Below are 15,712 nucleotides of genomic sequence, written 5' to 3'. Positions count from 1 at the left end.
TAAAGGATCGGCCGGTCCGGCACGACGGTTCCAGCGCAGGTGTCTGGCCCGCCATCGGCGCTGCCCGGCAGTCCCCGGTCCGTGGCGGCGCTGAGGCACCACGGCCGCTGAACGATCAACTTGACGCGCCATGGCACAATATCGGTTCAGAGGAAGCTGGTTGCCCGATGTCTTATCTCGTTCTCGCCCGCAAGTGGCGCCCGAAGCGTTTTGCCGAACTCGTAGGCCAGGAACACGTGGTCCGCGCGCTCAGCAACGCGCTCGACAGTGGGCGTGTGCACCACGCATTTCTGTTCACCGGCACCCGCGGCGTGGGCAAAACCACGATTGCGCGCATTTTCGCCAAATCGCTTAACTGCGAGACCGGCACCAGTGCCGATCCGTGCGGCCAGTGCCCGGCCTGCCTGGATATCGATGCCGGCCGCTATATCGACCTGCTGGAAATCGACGCCGCATCCAACACCGGCGTGGACGATGTGCGCGAGGTGATCGAGAACGCGCAGTACATGCCCTCGCGTGGCAAGTTCAAGGTCTATCTGATCGACGAAGTGCACATGCTTTCCAAGGCGGCGTTCAATGCGCTGCTGAAGACGCTGGAAGAGCCGCCCGAGCACGTGAAGTTCCTGCTGGCCACCACCGACCCGCAGAAGCTGCCGGTGACCGTGCTGTCGCGCTGCCTGCAGTTCAACCTCAAGCGGCTGGACGAGGACCAGATCCAGGGCCAGATGACCCGGATCCTGGCCGCCGAGCAGATCGAATCGGATCCATCGGCGATCGTGCAGCTGTCCAAGGCGGCAGACGGGTCGCTGCGCGACGGTCTGTCGCTGCTCGATCAGGCCATCGCCTATGCCGGCGGCGCGCTGCGCGAGGACGTGGTGCGCACCATGCTCGGTACGGTCGACCGCACCCAGGTCGGGGCGATGCTGCAGGCGCTGGCCGACGGCGATGGTGCGCGCCTGATGCAGGTGGTCGCCGCGCTGGCCGAATTCTCGCCCGACTGGAGCGGCGTGCTGGAGGCGCTGGCCGAGGCCATGCACCGCATCCAGGTGCAGCAGTTGGTGCCGTCGGTGGCATTCGTCGGCGATGGCATCGACCCGACTGCCTATGCCGCGCAGCTGCGGCCGGAAGTGGTGCAGCTGTGGTATCAGATGGCGCTCAACGGCCGTCGCGATCTGTATCTGGCGCCGAGCCCGCGCGCCGGTTTCGAGATGGCGGTGCTGCGCATGCTGGCTTTCCGCCCAGCGGCGGCGGTGCCGGCTGGCGGCAGCGACGATGGGCGTGGTGCCAGTGCTGGCAGTCGTGCGCATTCTGTGGGACCCGGCATGCAAACCGCTGCACCGGTGGCAGCCGCACCCGCGCCCGCAATTGCGGCGCAGCCGGCCGAGCTGAAGGCGGCCGTGGCTGCGGCCGCCCCACCGGCACCGGTTGCGGCCCCACCAGCGCCTGTCGTGGTGTTGCCCGCTGCGGAAGCATCGACCGGTAGCCACCCGTCGACAGCTTCCGCGCGCGGCGACGACACGCCGCCCTGGGCGATGGACGATGCGCCTGTGCGCGCCAACGCTGCCCCCGTCGCTGCGGCGACGCCCACGCTAGCGCCGGAGGCGGCGATGGCGCCGCCCGCAGCGGTCGACGCGGCGTTGCCCGCTGCGGGCGTGCCCGAAGCTGCCGTGGCAGTTTCCGCAGCCGTTGCGGCACCTGCACCTGCACCTTCAGCGGCGGTGACGGCGATACCATCGGTTGCCGCACCCTCAGTACCGCCACCGGCAACCGACCCGTCGCCCCTGCTCGACGACGGCCACATCGCCGATGCCGAGCAATGGCTGGATCTGGTCACCCGCAGCGGCTTGAACGGTCCCTCGCGACAGCTCGCCGCCAATGCCGCCTTCATCGGCCATCGCGACGGCGTGCTGCGCCTGGCGCTGGCGCCGGGCTTCGAATACCTCAATTCCGAGCGTTCCATCGCCAACCTCGCGCAGGCTCTCGCGCCCGAGTTGGGAAATACGCCTCGCATCGTCATCGAAACCGGCAATGCCGATGTCGAGACCCTGCACGAGCGGGCCAGTCGCCAGAAAGGCGAGCGCCAGAGCGCGGCCGAAACAGCGTTCATGAACGACCCGAACGTGCAGCAGCTGATTCAGCAGCAGGGCGCGCGGGTCGTCCCCGATTCCATCCGCCCTTACGACGAGTAATGACACATGCGTGGGAACATTGCCCAATTGATGCAGCAGGCGCAGAAGATGCAGGAAAACCTGCAGCGCGCCCAGGAAGAACTGGCCAAGCTGGAAGTCACCGGCACCGCCGGCGGCGGCATGGTCAGCGTGACGCTGACCGGCGCCAAGGAGTGCCGCAAGGTCCGTATCGACCCAAGCATCCTCTCCGACCAGGAGATGGCCGAGGACCTGATCGCCGCCGCCTTTAACGACGCCTCCAACAAGATCGACGCCGAATCCAAGGACCGCATGGGTTCGGCCACCGCCGGCATGCAACTGCCCCCGGGCATGAAGTTGCCGTTCTGAGAGGCGGGGAATCGGGAGTAGGGAATCGGGAATCGTAAGAGCGAGATTGTCTTTAGCTTTTGCGATTCCCCAATCCCGAATCCCGATTCCCGACCCAATGTCCTCTCTTCTCGAACAACTGATCGAGGCCTTCCGGGTGTTGCCGGGTGTGGGCCAGAAATCGGCCCAGCGCATGGCCTACCACGTGCTCGAACGCGAGCGCGAGGGTGGGCGTCGCCTGGCTGCGGCGTTGGCCAATGCGGTGGAAAAGGTTGGCCATTGCGTGCAGTGCCGCGACTTCACCGAGGCGGAGATCTGCGCGATCTGTGCCAGCAGCAGCCGCGACCGGCAGCAGCTGTGCGTGGTGGAATCGCCGGCCGATCGCCTGGCGATCGAACACGCCACCGGCTACCGCGGGCTTTACTTCATCCTGCAGGGCCGGCTGTCGCCGCTGGACGGCATCGGCCCGCGCGAGCTGGGGCTGGACCGGCTCGGCGAGCGTCTGGCCGCCGGTGAAGTCACCGAAATGATCATCGCCACCAATGCCACCGTGGAAGGCGAGGCGACCGCGCATTACCTGGCGCAGCTTTCCCGCCAGCATGGGGTGCGCCCGAGCCGGCTCGCGCAGGGCATGCCGTTGGGCGGCGAGCTGGAATACGTCGATCGCGGCACCTTGTCGCATGCCTTTGGCACCCGGGGTGAGGTGCTTTGAGCGCCGGGAATCGGGATTGGGGAATCGGGAATCGGATAAGCGAAAAGCAGTGGCGCGCGCGGTAAGCTCTTGCGATTCCCTACTCCCGACTCCCGATTCCCCACCCATGACCGACACCATCTTTGGCAAGATCATTCGTCGCGAAATTCCGGCCAACATCGTCTATGAAGACGACGAGGTGCTGGGTTTTCAGGACATCGCACCGCAGGCGCCGGTGCACGTGCTGTTCATTCCCAAGCAGCATGCCATTCCCACGCTGGACGATGTGCCGCCCGAGCAGGCGCTGTTGGTGGGCAAGCTTGCACTTGCTGCCGCGGCGTACGCACGCGAGCAGGGGCTGGCGCAGGACGGCTATCGCATCGTGATGAACTGCCGCGCGCATGCCGGCCAGACGGTGTTCCATATCCATCTGCATCTGCTGGCCGGTGCGCCGCTGGGACGGTTCGGCACGCCCTGACCTGGTTGCGCGATCCGGCGCATCAGCGCCTGTTCCAGCCGCCGCATCGCATAAACAAAAACGCCGCTCCCTGCGAGCGGCGTTTTTGCGTGTCACTGACTCAGCGGTCGATTACCACCAGCCGCGGCCCCAGCCCCAGCCACCGCCCCAGCGCGGGCCCCACGGGTCGCCCCACGGGCCGTACGGGTAGGCCGGCACCACATCCACCTCGCGCACGACCGGCCACAGGTAGACCACGTCGGCATTCACCTTGGGCAGCTTGTAGTCGTACTCCCCAATCTTGGTGGTTTCGTAGCCTTCGATCTTGCCGATGAAGGTCACTTCGCGGCCGGGCTCGAACACGGCCGGGTCGTAGAAGCCCGAGCGGCAGGCCAGGAAGCGGCCATCGCTGGCGTCCACGGCGTTGCGGTCCGGACGGCCGCTGGCATTGAGCGGACGCGAGATCAGCTCGAAGCAGGTCTGGCCCTGCCCGGGCTTGGTCTGGATGATCTTGCCACCCCAGCGCACCGACGTGCCGACCTGGGCGCTGGCGGTGGAATCGCTCGGACTGACCGTAGGGAACTGACCCTGCAGCGGCTTGGGCGCGGTGGCACAGGCAGCGAGCCCGAGCACGGCGACAATGGGAAGAAGAAAGCGGGTACTCATGAGGAAGCTCCGGTTCGCGGGCGATGCTGCTGCAGATCTTTGAGGAGTGAGGCGCTGTCCGAATCAGCGCCAGCGTAGCGCGCGGCAGCGAAACGTTGGCTGAGTGCCAACAATGCCGGATTCGGGTGTGAACGGGCGACACGTTGCGCCCAGGCGATGGCCGGTTCGTGCGGTTCGCGGGCCAGGCCGAGCTTGTCGTAGCGGCGGCCCAGGCGATGCCAGGCGCGCAGCAGCGGGTCGCGCTCACGCTCGCCGCGCGCCAGCAGCCAACCCATCCACGCCAGCGCGCTGACCGCAAACACGCCGAAGATGGCGGCCAGCTGCGAGCTGTCCAGGCGATCGATGCCGAAGGGTTGCAGCAGCCGCTGCTGGCGGTCGGCATCGAAGGACAGCACCAGATCGTTCCAGCCGCGGCGCAGCAGGTCGCTGACCTGGCCCAGGCTGGCCCACATGCCAAGCTGGGCGAAATTGTTGCCCGCGCCGACCTGCACGCGGTCTTCCAGCGTGTCGTAGATGCGTTCCGGCGCCACCGCCGCGGTGGGGTCCACCCGCACCCAGCCGCGTCCGGCCAGCCAGACTTCGGTCCAGGCATGCGCATCCATGCGCCGCACCACCCAGTAATTGCCGAAGCCGTTGTAGGTGCCGCCGGCATACCCGGTGACCACGCGCGCGGGGATGCCGGCCGCGCGCATCAGCACCACGAACGAAGAGCTGAAGTGCTCGCAGAACCCAGCCTTCTGCTGGAACAGGAATTCGTCGACGCTGTTGCGGCCGAGCAGTGGGGTATCCAGGGTGTAGGCGAATTCGCGGGTGATCCACTGCAGCGCGCGCTGCACCACGGCATCGTCGTTGCTGCCGGCTTCCGCGCGCCATTGCCGTGCCAGCGCGAGCGTACGTGGATTGAAGCCCGGCGGCAGGGCGAGGGCGCGCTTGCGCAACTGGTCCGGCAGGTCGGTGTCGAAGCGTGCCGGTGGCGCCGATTGCAGCTCCCAGCGGGTCAACGCACTCAATGGACGCTGCGCGAACAGTTCGTAGTCGGGCGACAGCTCGGCGTTGGCCACCGCCTGCGTGGGCAGGTCCAGCGACACCAGTTGGCGACGATCGGTGGGCTCGTAGTCCAGGCGATAGCGATAGCGCTGCGGCCCGGCGGTGACCGAGGCGGGTTGGCCGCGGCCGGTCCAGCGCGCGCGCTGCCAGGTCCGGCCATCGAAGTCCCACATCACCGGCCCGCGCCAGTAGCGTTGCTGCGGCGGTGGCGCCTTGCCGCTGAACTGCACGCGCAGCGCCGGGCTGTCGTCGGCCATCAGGTCGATCCACTCGCCCGGCGACATGTTGTCCGACAGGCCCGGCCGCGACAGCGCGCGCTCGGGCACGCCCCATAGCGGGGAACTCAGGCGCGGCAGCAGCCAGAACGTGGCCAGGGCCAGCGGCACGCCGATGGCGACCAGCTTGCCGATGCCGCGCAACTGCATCCGCAGCGCAGGCGTGGCGGTGCGGTGTTCTTCGTCGGCCAGCCGCTGCATGCTCAGCAGTGCACTCACCACCGCCAGCAGCGCCAGCCCCATCGTCGCCGGCCCCTGGTCGAGCAGAAACGCCGCGAACGGGGCGAACAACGCAAAGCCGAGCAGGCTGCGCGCATCGCGCAAGGTGCGCAGCTCGGAGGCCTTGATCGCCAGCATCGCGGCCAGCACCGCGCAGCCGGTGTCGCGGCCGAAGCGCATGCCGATCTGCCAGTACACCGCGCCCAGCATCGCCACCACCAGCAACAGCCGCACCGGTGCCATCACGGTGCCGCGCCAGCTCAGCACGCCGACCAGCACGGCGGCCACGGCAATGGTGCCGGCGAGCAGGCCGGGCAGCTGCAACAGCAACGGCGCCAGTGCCAGCCAGCTGGTAACCAGCACCCAGCCGCGGCTGGCCTGGGTGATCGGGACGGATGGCTCAGTCATGGGGAAGCAGGGCCAGGGCGCGCAGACACAGGTGATGGTGCGCCGGACCTTGCGCAGGCCCCAGCGGTGGCTGGCCCGGCAGCAGCAACCGGTAGCGCCGGCCGTCGCGCTCGGCCAGGTTGACCCAGCGGGCAAGCCGCGCGATGCGGCGCTCGTAAGGCAGCGCATTGAGCGTGCGCCAGTCCAGCGTGACTTCGATGCCCAGCGGTTGCTCGTATTCGCGTACCAGCAGGCTGTCGCGGCGCGCCGAGTGCTTCCAGGAGATCGTGCGTGGTGCATCGCCGGCGCGATACGGGCGCAGTTGGTGCAACTCCTCGCCTTGCGGGTGCAGGCGGGTCTGGTTGGGCGAGCCGGCGCCCTCGGGCAACGCCGGCCCCTGTTCCTCGGGCCTGGGATAGGCCAGCAGCGGCGTTTCCGGCCAGACCCACGACCAGGCGCGCACCAGCCCCAGCGGCTGGGTGCTGGACAGGCGGATGCGTTCGATGTCCTGCCAGCCGCGCCGCGCGGTGGGCACCGGCAGGTCGACCTCGGCCATGTCGTGCTCGCGCAACGCACAGAAGCCGCTGCTGTCCAGGTGATCCAGGCGCAGCCCACGCCGTGCGCGGGCGTCGCGACGTGCCAGCGACACCCGCATGCGCAGCGGCTCGCCGGCCACCACCGGTTCGGCCGAGACCGCCTCGACGCGCAGCGCCGACAACTGCAGGTGCGCCATGATGCTGCTGGCAATCCCGGCGGTGGCCAGCAACAGCGCCAGCAGCAGGGCCGGGTTGTTGTTGTAGTTCAATGCGCCCAGCAGCATCGCCAGCAGCAAGGCGGTGACGAACAGCCCGAAGCGCGTCGGCAGCACGTAGATGCGCCGCCGATCCAGCACGATCGGCAAGGCCTCCGCGCCCCGCGGACGCGCCAGCAGGCTGAGTCGGCGGGCAATGCCGCGCACGTGCGCACGCACCTGGGTCAGTCCACCGGCACGCTGTGCAGCAGCGCCTTGGCCAGCGCCGGCCCGGACGAGGATTCGGCTTCCGGTACCAGCCGGTGCCCGGCCACCGCCACGAACAAGGCCTGCACGTCTTCCGGCAGCACGTGCTCGCGCCCGAGCAGCAGCGCATAGGCCTTGGCCGCACGCAGCAGCGCGATGCCGGCACGCGGCGACAACCCGACGCGCACCCCGGCGTGCTGGCGGCTGCGCAGCAGCAAGGCCTGCACATAGCCGATCAGTGCATCGCTGGTATGGATCTGGCCCACCACCGTGCGCAGCGCCACCACGTCGGCGTCGCTGAGCTGCGGTGCGGCCTGGGCGATCAGTTCGCGCCGATCCACGCCCGACAGCAACGCGCGCTCGGCGTCGGCGCTGGGGTAGCCCAGGCTGAGCCGCAGCAGGAAGCGATCCAGTTGCGAATCCGGCAGCGGGAAGGTGCCGGACAGATCGACCGGGTTCTGCGTGGCGATCACGAAGAACGGCTCCGGCAACGCATGGGTGACGCCATCGAGCGTGACCTGCTGCTCGGCCATGGCCTCCAGCAGCGAGCTTTGCGTGCGCGGCGGCGCGCGGTTGATTTCGTCGGCCAGCAGCACGTTGGTGAACACCGGGCCGGGATGGAACTGGAACTGGCGCGAGGCGGCGTCGTAGACCGACACGCCCAGCACGTCTGCCGGCAGCAGGTCGGAGGTGAACTGCACGCGCTGGAAGCCCAGCCCCAGGCTGGAGGCCATCGCATGGGCGAGGGTGGTCTTGCCCAGGCCGGGCAGGTCTTCGATCAGCAGATGGCCGCCGGACAGCAGTGCCACGAACGCCAGGCGCACTTCCTGCGCCTTGCCCAGCAGTAGCGAATTGACCTGGTCTTGTGCGCGCCGCAGCGATTGGCGCAGCGCATCGGTTAGCATTTCCGTGGAACGCAGCGGTGTCGACATCACAATTCCGTAGGTGGAAGAAGAGTGCACAGGGCAATGCAAGGGGACCAACGCGCACATCGCACCTTCGTGATCCTGTGGACACTGGCGACGGCCGTCAAGCTGTTGATCGCCGCGCGGCTGCAGCTGTTCGTCGACGAGGCGTTCTACTGGCAGGAAGGCCAGCATCTGGCCGGCGCGTATTCGGATCTGCCGGGCATGACCGCCTGGCTGGCGCGGCTGGGCGTGGAACTGGGCGGACATCATCTGCTGGCCCTGCGCCTGCCGTTTCTGGCCATTGCCGCGCTGATTCCCTGGTTGATCGCGCATATCGCCACGCGCTGGTTCGGCTCCACGCTGGGCTGGCAGGCCGGCAGCCTGACCTTGCTGATGCCGCTGTCGGCCACGCTCGGCATCCTGGCGGTGCCGGATGTGCCGATGGCGCTGGCGGCGGTGTTGTGCATGGATGCCGGCGCGCGACTGCTGCGCGAGGTCGATGCCACCAGCGCGCTCGAGCTCGCCATCGGCCTGGTGATCGGCGCGCTCAGTCACTACCGCTTCGCCGGGGTGATCGGGGTGGGCTGCATCGCGCTGCTGTGCATTCCGCAGGGCCGCACGGTCATGCGCGACCCGCGCATCTGGATGGCGCTGACGGTGGGCGCGGTGAGCTGGCTGCCGCTGCTGTTCTGGAACACCGAGCACGACGAGGCCGGGCTGCGCTTCCAACTGGTCGACCGGCATCCATGGCGCTTTCAGATCACCGGGCTGTGGTTCTTGCTGATACAGGCGGTGCTGGTGACCCCGCTGCTGGCCTGGGCGATGCTCAAGGTCGGCCTGGCCGGCACGCGTACCGGTGGCGGTTCGCGTGCGCAATGGCGCTATTTCGGCCTGCTGGGCGGGATTTCGACCGTGGCGATCTTCGTGCTCGGCTTCTTCAGCGATGCCGAGCGGATCAGCTTCCACTGGCCGCTGCCGGGCTATCTGGCCTTGCTGGTGGCGGTGCCGGTGATCCTGATGCGTTGGCCGCATACGCTGCGTCGCGCGGCCTGGGCGATTGCGCTGCTCGGCACCCTGGGTGCGTACGGCTATTACCTGGCCGTGTCGGTGCCGTCGATTCGGGCGCATGCGGCCGGCGAAAAATACTATCCGCGCAACTTCGCCGGGTGGAAGGATCTGGCGCGCGCGGTCAAGACCCGGCTCGCGCAGATGCCGCCGGGCACGCGCGTGCTGGCGGAAAATTTCAAGGTCGGTGCCGAGCTGGGCTTTCAACTGCACGATGCCAACGTGGAAGTGCTGCGCGCGGAGTTGAACGACAAGCACGGGCGCAGCGCCCAGCTGCAGCAGTGGGGGCTGCTCAGCGACGGCACGCGCAACGGGCCGCGGCTGCTGGTGCTCTCGCCCAGCGATCAGCGTTATCGCGACCTGTTGAAGCGCTATCACGCCATCTGCGAGATGGTCGGACCGCTGCCGCCGCCCACCGTGGTCTCCACCGATCACGGCTACCAGCGCTTCCTGCTGTTCGCGCTGCCGGCGCAACGCCAGCCCGGGCCGTGCATCGCCCCGGCGATGGCCTGGATCGATACGCCGCTGCCGGACGTGCGCGTGGCCGGGCAGGTGCAGGTGCGCGGCTGGGCATTCAAGGACGGCGTCGGGCTGTCGCAGGTGGAGCTGCTGCTGGACGGGCGTCCGGTCGCGCAGGCCGAGTACGGCGCGCCGCTGGATGTGCGCCCGTACTGGAAGATCTCCGCCGACCCGCAGCACCCCAACGTCGGTTTCAACGCCACCTTCGACACGCATGCGCTGCCGCCGGGCACGCATTGGCTGGGACTGCGCCTGCATGGCCACGACGGCAGCGTCGAGGACTGGTGGGAACAGCCCATCACCGTTTCCGCGCCTTAGATCACGCAATGACCGACGCCATGACTGTTGCCCCTCCCGTCCCTGTGCCCGGGATCCGAATCGCCGTGCTGGTGCCCTGCCATAACGAGGCGGCGACGGTCGCCTCGGTGGTCGCCTCGGTGGTCGCTGCGTTTGCCGCTGCCTTGCCGGGCGCGGCGATCCATGTGCTGGACAACAATTCCAGCGATGCCACCGCGGCGATCGCCTTGGCGGCCGGCGCGCAGGTGAGTCGCGTGGCGCTGCAGGGCAAGGGCAATGTGGTGCGGTGTGGATTTGCCGATGTGGAAGCGGACATCTATCTGCTGGTCGATGGCGATGCCACGTACGACGCGGCCGCCGCACCGGCGCTGGTGCGCAAGCTGATCGACGAGCGCCTGGACATGGTGGTCGGCGCGCGCCGCGATCGGCAACAGGCTGCGTATCGGCCCGGCCATCGCATCGGCAACGTGTTGCTGACGCGTTGCGCAGGGCTGCTGTTCGGTCGCAGTTTCGACGACATGCTGTCCGGCTATCGCGTGTTCTCGCGGCGCTATGTCAAATCCTTCGCAGCGCATGCGCGGGGATTCGAAACCGAAACCGAACTGGCCGTGCACGCATTGCAGTTGCGCATGCCGGTGGCCGAGGTCGAAACCGCCTACGGCGTGCGCCCGGAAGGCTCGCAAAGCAAGTTGAATACCTGGCGCGATGGCTGGCGCATCCTCACCACCATCGCCAAGTTGTTCAAGGCCGAGCGGCCGCTGTTGTTCTTCTCCATCGGCTTTGTGCTCAGCGCCATGTTGTCGATCGTGCTGGCGATTCCGCTGTTCGAAACCTATTTCCAGACCGGGCTGGTGCCGCGGTTCCCCACCGCGATCCTGTGCGTGGCGCTGATGCTGCTGGGTTTCTTGCTGCTGGCGTGCGGACTGATCCTGGACACAGTCACGCGCGGACGCGTCGAGGCCAAGCATCTGGCGTATCTGGCCGAGCCGGGCGTCGCCACTGTTGTCGCTGCGCGTGCGCCTGGAGCCGCCCGCTGATGGCAGCCATCGCGACATCGACGCCGGTGGGCCGGCGACAGCGGCTGTTGCACTGGGCCGATCGCCATTTCGGCTTTCATTCGCCCCGCCAGATCGCCGCGGCGGTGGCGGCGGTCGTGCTGCTGGGCGCGCTGCTCTCGCTTGGGCTGGGCCAGGACGCCAACTGGGATCTGCGCAACTACCACCTCTACATCGGCGATGCCTGGGCGCACGACCGGCTGGGCGTGGATCTGGCGCCGGCGCAGATGCAGAGTTACTTCAGCCCATTGCTCGATGTGCTGCATGCCTGGCTGATGCTGCAGCTTCCCGGGCCGGTGGCCGGGCTGCTGCTGGGCGGCTTGCATGCGCTGGTGTGCGTTCCGATGGCGGCAGTGGCATGGCGCGTACTGGCCGGGCAAGCGCGGCGCGCGCAGTGGGCGCCGCTGTTTGCAGTGGCCGGCATGTGCAGCGCGGTGTTTCTGTCCGAGCTTGGCGGCACCATGGGCGATACCGCCAGCGCGCTCCCGGTGTTGGCGGCGTTGGCGCTGGTGTTGTCGGCCCAGGCGCGGGCGCGGCAGGGCGCGCACGCCGTGCATCGATGGGCCATTGCCGGCGCACTGGTCGGCCTGGCCGTCTCGCTCAAGCTCACCAATGCACTCTACGCGTTGGCGCTGGTGCCGGCGGTCCTGTGCGATGGCGGGCGGCTGCGCTCACGCGTGCTGGGTCTTGGCGTGCTTTCCGGTGTCGCGGCGCTGGTGTTGGTGTTGGTGGCCGGGCCCTGGTACTGGCAGGTCTGGCAGCACCTGGGCAATCCGCTGTTTCCGCAGTTCAACGGAGTCTTCAAATCGGCGCTGGCGCAGCCGGTATCGGTTGCCGATGTACGGTGGTTGCCGCGCAATTTCGGCGAGCAGCTGATCTGGCCGCTGCTGTTTACCTTCAGGCCGCAGCGCATCGGCGATCTCGGTCTGGTGCAGGCCGGTTGGGCAGTGCTGTATGCGGTGACGCTGCTCGCTGCAGGCACGCTGCTGCGTCGGCCAGCGCGGCGCGTCGGGCTGGATCGCTCGGCCATGGTCCTGCTGGTGTTCTTCGGCGTTGCTTACGCGCTGTGGCAGGCCATTTTCAGCATCCATCGCTATCTGGTGGTGTTGGAGCTGCTTGCGCCGTTGGTGCTCTGGATCGTGTGCCGGCACGCATTCGCCGCACACGCCGATCGCAAGGCGGCCTGGTTGATCGGGCTATGCGCTGTGGTCGCCGTGGTCGGGTGGAAGGATTGGGGGCACGAGGCCTGGGCGCGCGACAGCTTCCAGGTGCAGCAACCGGTGATGGGCGATCCTGCCGCCTCCACGGTGTTGCTGGTCGGCGACGAGCCGCAATCCTGGCGGGTACCGCTGCTTCCGCGGCAGGCACGGTATATCGGGGTGGCGACGAATATCGCCGAGACCGACCAGTACCGGCAGCGCGTGCGCACGCTGATTGCCGAGCGGCCGCAGCTCTACGCCATGCTGGGCGCGGCGCGCGACAAGCAGCAGCTGCGGATCGACCGGATGAATCGCTGGGCGCAGCAGCTGGGGTGGAGCGTGCAACCACAATGCACGCGCCTGCGCTGGTTGATCGCGCGCGGCCTGCGCGCCGAGCTGGATGCATCGCAGCCGGGCCGCTGCGTGCTCCACGTTGCCAGGGGCAGGGCGCTGGACATCGCCGCCGCAGACCGTGCCGTGCGCGAGGCCGCGCAGCAGCGCCTGGCCACGTACGGGCTGACGCTGGATCCTGCGCGTTGCCGTACGCTGTCCTCGCACGTGGGGCAGGCCGATTATCCGTATCAGTTCTGTGAGTTGACTCGGCCCGATTAGGGCTGCGTGCCTGGATGCAGGGATTGGGGATTGGGGAGTTTTGCTTGTGCCCGATCGTTTCCGTGCGTGCGCGGTCTCCACTCCTGGCCGCACTGCAACTCTTACGGAATCTCGAACCCCGCCTGCCGCAGCAGCCGTGCCAGCGCGATCAGCGGCAGACCGACCAGGGCGGTGGGGTCCTGCGAGCCAATGGCGTCGAACAGGCTGATCCCAAAGCCCTCGCATTTGAAGCTGCCGGCACAATCCAGTGCTGGCTCGACGGCCAGGTAGCGGTCGATCTCGGCTGGCGTCAGGGGGCGCAACTGCACCTCGGTCAGGTCCAGCGCGTGCGCGGTGCGTCCAGGGCCGACCAGGCTTACCGCCGTATGGAAGCGCACCACGCGGCCGGACATCGCGGTCAACTGCGCATGCGCCCGCTCCAGCGTGCCTGGTTTGCCCAGGGCCTGACCGTCCAGGTCGGCCACCTGGTCCGAACCGATCACCCAGGCGTCGGGCGCGTGCGCAGCCACTGCCGCCGCCTTTTCGGCAGCCAGCCGACTGGCCAGCGCGTCCGGGCGCTCCCCGGGCTGCGCCTGCTCGTCGACCTCCGGTCGGGCGGTGGTGAAATCCAGGCGCAGCCGGCCGAGCAACTCGCGCCGATAGACAGAGGTGGAGGCAAGAATCAGGCGTGGCATCATGGGGGCGCTATACAGGACGTCGGGCAGGGAAGTCTGCCAGCCTTGGCGCTGTGCCAAGCGCGTGAATAGGGGGATTTGACAGGGCGTCGGCGGATCTTTAACATTCTGCGGCTTATGTCCGCGAACGTACCCGAAATGCTGGATGCTTGGCGGATGGTCGCAGCGCGCAGGCGCTTCGATGGCCGCATCCCGCTCTCTGCGATGACCCGCCTGCAAGGCAGCTTGGTCGATACCGAGGGCGAGTGTGTCTATTCGCTCCAGTTCGATCATGACGACCTGCTGAAGGTTGCCTATGTCGAACTCAGTGTCGACGTCGAGCTCCCGCTGGCCTGCCAGCGCAGCCTGCAGCGTTTTCTATATCCGGTGCAGATTAGGCAGCGTCTTGGTTTGATCCGCGACGAAGCCGATGAAGCTGCGTTGCCGGCCGAGTACGAGGCCTTGCTGGTGCCTGAAGATGGCATGCTGCGGGCCACGGATCTGGTCGAGGACGAACTGGTCCTGTCGATACCGGTGGTGCCGATGGCGCCGGGTAGCGAAGCCGTCGAGGCCGAGTGGGTTCCGACCCAGGAAGAGCAAGACAAGGCCAGTCCGTTCGCGGCGCTGGCAGCGTTCAAAAAACAGTAACCGCCGCTGTGAAGGGCGGAAAGACAGGTCGGCGCGGGCGTGAAGCGTCCTGTTCGACTCGACAGACCAGTTATCGAACTTAAGTTGGAGCAATCCCATGGCTGTGCAGAAATCCCGAGTTACCCCGTCGCGTCGCGGCCAGCGCCGTTCGCACGATGCCCTGACCGCCAAGCAGCTGTCGACCGACCCGACCAGCGGCGAGATCCATCTGCGCCACCACATCACCGCCGACGGTTACTACCGTGGCAAGAAGGTGATTGCGACCAAGTCGTCGGCCGTTCAAGAAGATTGATTCGTGGCACCCGGCGCGTTCGACGCCGCCGGGTGACCCTCGCTTCTTCCGGAGCCGCCGATCACCGCGGCTCTTGCAACAGGGAACAGTATGAGCAAGCGGATCTATTCCAGAATCGCGGGCACGGGTAGCTATTTGCCCGAAAAGGTGTTGACCAACGACGATATGTCCAAGATCGTCGACACCAGCGATGAATGGATCTACTCGCGCACTGGTATCCGAGAGCGTCACATCGTCGCCGACGACCAGACCACCAGCGACCTGGCGTATTTCGCCTCGCTGAAAGCGATGGAAGCGGCCGGCGTCACCGCCGACGAGCTCGATCTGATCGTCGTCGGGACCACGACTCCGGACCTGATCTTCCCATCGACCGCGTGCCTGTTGCAGGCGCGGCTGGGCAATGTCGGGTGCGGTGCGATGGACGTCAACGCTGCCTGCTCGGGCTTCGTCTATGCGCTCAGCGTGGCCGACAAGTTCGTGCGCAGCGGCGACGCCAAGACCGTCCTGGTAGTTGGCGCAGAAACCCTGACCCGCATCGTCGACTGGACCGACCGCACCACCTGCGTGCTGTTCGGCGATGGCGCGGGCGCGGTCGTGCTGAGGGCCGACGAAGAGACCGGCATCCTCAGCACCCATCTGCATGCCGATGGCAGCAAGAAGGAACTGCTGTGGGATCCGGTCGGCGTGTCAGTGGGCTTCGGCGAAGGCAAGAACGGCGGCGGTGCGTTGCTGATGAAGGGCAACGACGTGTTCAAGTACGCGGTCAAGGCGCTGGATTCGGTGGTCGACGAAGCTCTGGCCGCCAATGGCTACGACAAGCATGACCTGGACTGGCTGATCCCGCATCAGGCCAACTTGCGCATCATCGAAGCCACCGCCAAGCGGCTGGATCTGCCGATGGAGCAGGTGGTCGTCACCGTGGATCGCCACGGCAATACCTCCTCGGCCTCGGTACCGCTGGCGCTGGACGAAGCGGTTCGCTCCGGCCGCGTGCAGCGGGGGCAACTGCTGCTGCTGGAAGCGTTCGGTGGTGGATTTACCTGGGGCTCGGCGCTGCTGCGTTACTGAGTCCGGCAGGCGGTACCACGTCGGTCGGCGATGCCTGGCAGTGACAGGGCCGCTCCGTCATGGCAGAACCATCGTCATCGCCGGACAGCGCATCTGGCTGAAGCAGTGCCGCTGCGCCAGCCGGGCGGCCTCGCTCGGAGCACTCAACTTCGTCGCCCGCCG

The 15,712-nt window shown here is 67.6% G+C and carries 15 protein-coding genes; 10 read left to right on the top strand and 5 right to left on the bottom strand.

Going from position 1 to position 15,712, the window contains the following annotated elements; genetic code table 11:
* The first annotated feature begins 167 nt into the window (after nucleotides 1–167).
* From dnaX to FHT08_RS08630, 4 genes are all read left to right on the top strand, one after another.
* A complete protein-coding gene (gene dnaX, locus FHT08_RS08645; protein WP_166774892.1) occupies nucleotides 168–2,189 on the top strand; it encodes a DNA polymerase III subunit gamma/tau in 2,022 nt (673 codons plus the stop codon).
* Nucleotides 2,190–2,195: 6 nt separating this feature from the next.
* Nucleotides 2,196–2,516: a YbaB/EbfC family nucleoid-associated protein gene (locus tag FHT08_RS08640; protein ID WP_005913896.1), complete on the top strand. Its 321-nt coding sequence runs from the start codon at nucleotides 2,196–2,198 to the stop codon at nucleotides 2,514–2,516.
* A 97-nt stretch (nucleotides 2,517–2,613) separates the two neighbouring features.
* Nucleotides 2,614–3,207 (top strand): recombination mediator RecR, encoded by a 594-nt coding sequence (recR, locus tag FHT08_RS08635; protein ID WP_166774891.1) that lies wholly within the window; start codon nucleotides 2,614–2,616, stop codon nucleotides 3,205–3,207.
* 106 nt (nucleotides 3,208–3,313) lie between these two features.
* Nucleotides 3,314–3,664: a histidine triad nucleotide-binding protein gene (locus tag FHT08_RS08630; protein WP_104604390.1), complete on the top strand. Its 351-nt coding sequence runs from the start codon at nucleotides 3,314–3,316 to the stop codon at nucleotides 3,662–3,664.
* 111 nt (nucleotides 3,665–3,775) lie between these two features.
* Here FHT08_RS08630 and FHT08_RS08625 read toward each other — a convergent pair whose 3' ends face one another.
* Genes FHT08_RS08625 through FHT08_RS08610 form a run of 4 tightly spaced genes read right to left on the bottom strand, consistent with a single transcriptional unit; the run spans nucleotide 3,776 to nucleotide 8,166 of the window.
* Nucleotides 3,776–4,309, bottom strand: coding sequence for a Slp family lipoprotein (locus FHT08_RS08625; RefSeq protein ID WP_024938444.1), 534 nt, complete (start codon nucleotides 4,307–4,309; stop codon nucleotides 3,776–3,778).
* Nucleotides 4,306–6,258 carry a DUF3488 and transglutaminase-like domain-containing protein gene (locus FHT08_RS08620; RefSeq protein WP_166774890.1) on the bottom strand — a complete coding sequence of 651 codons (1,953 nt, stop codon included), beginning with the start codon at nucleotides 6,256–6,258 and terminating at the stop codon, nucleotides 4,306–4,308. The genes FHT08_RS08625 and FHT08_RS08620 overlap by 4 nt, the downstream gene beginning before the upstream one ends.
* The gene (locus FHT08_RS08615; RefSeq protein ID WP_166774889.1) at nucleotides 6,251–7,207 is read right to left on the bottom strand and encodes a DUF58 domain-containing protein; all 957 of its coding nucleotides are present in this window, start codon (nucleotides 7,205–7,207) and stop codon (nucleotides 6,251–6,253) included. The genes FHT08_RS08620 and FHT08_RS08615 overlap by 8 nt, the downstream gene beginning before the upstream one ends.
* A 5-nt stretch (nucleotides 7,208–7,212) precedes the next feature.
* Complete coding sequence (locus FHT08_RS08610) at nucleotides 7,213–8,166, bottom strand: MoxR family ATPase (RefSeq protein ID WP_016902524.1); 954 nt, start codon at nucleotides 8,164–8,166, stop codon at nucleotides 7,213–7,215.
* A gap of 36 nt (nucleotides 8,167–8,202) precedes the next feature.
* On the opposite strand from FHT08_RS08610, the gene FHT08_RS08605 reads away from it, so the two are divergent.
* From FHT08_RS08605 to FHT08_RS08595, 3 genes are read left to right on the top strand one after another with little or no spacing between them, the layout of a single operon-like run.
* On the top strand, nucleotides 8,203–10,044 hold the full coding sequence (locus FHT08_RS08605; RefSeq protein WP_166774888.1) for a glycosyltransferase family 39 protein: 1,842 nt from the start codon (nucleotides 8,203–8,205) through the stop codon (nucleotides 10,042–10,044).
* An 8-nt stretch (nucleotides 10,045–10,052) separates the two neighbouring features.
* A complete protein-coding gene (locus FHT08_RS08600; protein WP_208408947.1) occupies nucleotides 10,053–11,060 on the top strand; it encodes a glycosyltransferase in 1,008 nt (335 codons plus the stop codon).
* Nucleotides 11,060–12,889: a hypothetical protein gene (locus tag FHT08_RS08595; protein WP_208408946.1), complete on the top strand. Its 1,830-nt coding sequence runs from the start codon at nucleotides 11,060–11,062 to the stop codon at nucleotides 12,887–12,889. The genes FHT08_RS08600 and FHT08_RS08595 overlap by 1 nt, the downstream gene beginning before the upstream one ends.
* Before the next feature lie 101 nt (nucleotides 12,890–12,990).
* On the opposite strand, the gene FHT08_RS08590 is transcribed toward FHT08_RS08595, so the two are convergent.
* Entirely contained in the window at nucleotides 12,991–13,566 is a 576-nt protein-coding gene (locus FHT08_RS08590) for a Maf family nucleotide pyrophosphatase (protein WP_166774886.1), read from the bottom strand.
* A gap of 114 nt (nucleotides 13,567–13,680) precedes the next feature.
* Between FHT08_RS08590 and FHT08_RS08585 the strand changes: the two genes are divergently transcribed.
* The 3 genes from FHT08_RS08585 to FHT08_RS08575 all read left to right on the top strand — a co-directional run bounded on the left by FHT08_RS08585 (nucleotide 13,681) and on the right by FHT08_RS08575 (nucleotide 15,550).
* The gene (locus tag FHT08_RS08585) at nucleotides 13,681–14,190 is read left to right on the top strand and encodes a YceD family protein (RefSeq protein WP_104538349.1); all 510 of its coding nucleotides are present in this window, start codon (nucleotides 13,681–13,683) and stop codon (nucleotides 14,188–14,190) included.
* 97 nt (nucleotides 14,191–14,287) lie between these two features.
* The gene (rpmF, locus tag FHT08_RS08580; protein ID WP_003483870.1) at nucleotides 14,288–14,482 is read left to right on the top strand and encodes a 50S ribosomal protein L32; all 195 of its coding nucleotides are present in this window, start codon (nucleotides 14,288–14,290) and stop codon (nucleotides 14,480–14,482) included.
* A 90-nt stretch (nucleotides 14,483–14,572) separates the two neighbouring features.
* The gene (locus FHT08_RS08575; RefSeq protein ID WP_166774885.1) at nucleotides 14,573–15,550 is read left to right on the top strand and encodes a beta-ketoacyl-ACP synthase III; all 978 of its coding nucleotides are present in this window, start codon (nucleotides 14,573–14,575) and stop codon (nucleotides 15,548–15,550) included.
* The last annotated feature ends 162 nt before the right edge of the window (nucleotides 15,551–15,712 follow it).

It is taken from the genome of Xanthomonas sp. CFBP 8151, from assembly GCF_011761885.1.
Classification (GTDB): domain Bacteria; phylum Pseudomonadota; class Gammaproteobacteria; order Xanthomonadales; family Xanthomonadaceae; genus Xanthomonas; species Xanthomonas arboricola_B.
The sequence above is the reverse complement of the archived record's forward strand: the minus strand, read 5'-3'. Positions and strand labels throughout refer to the sequence as shown.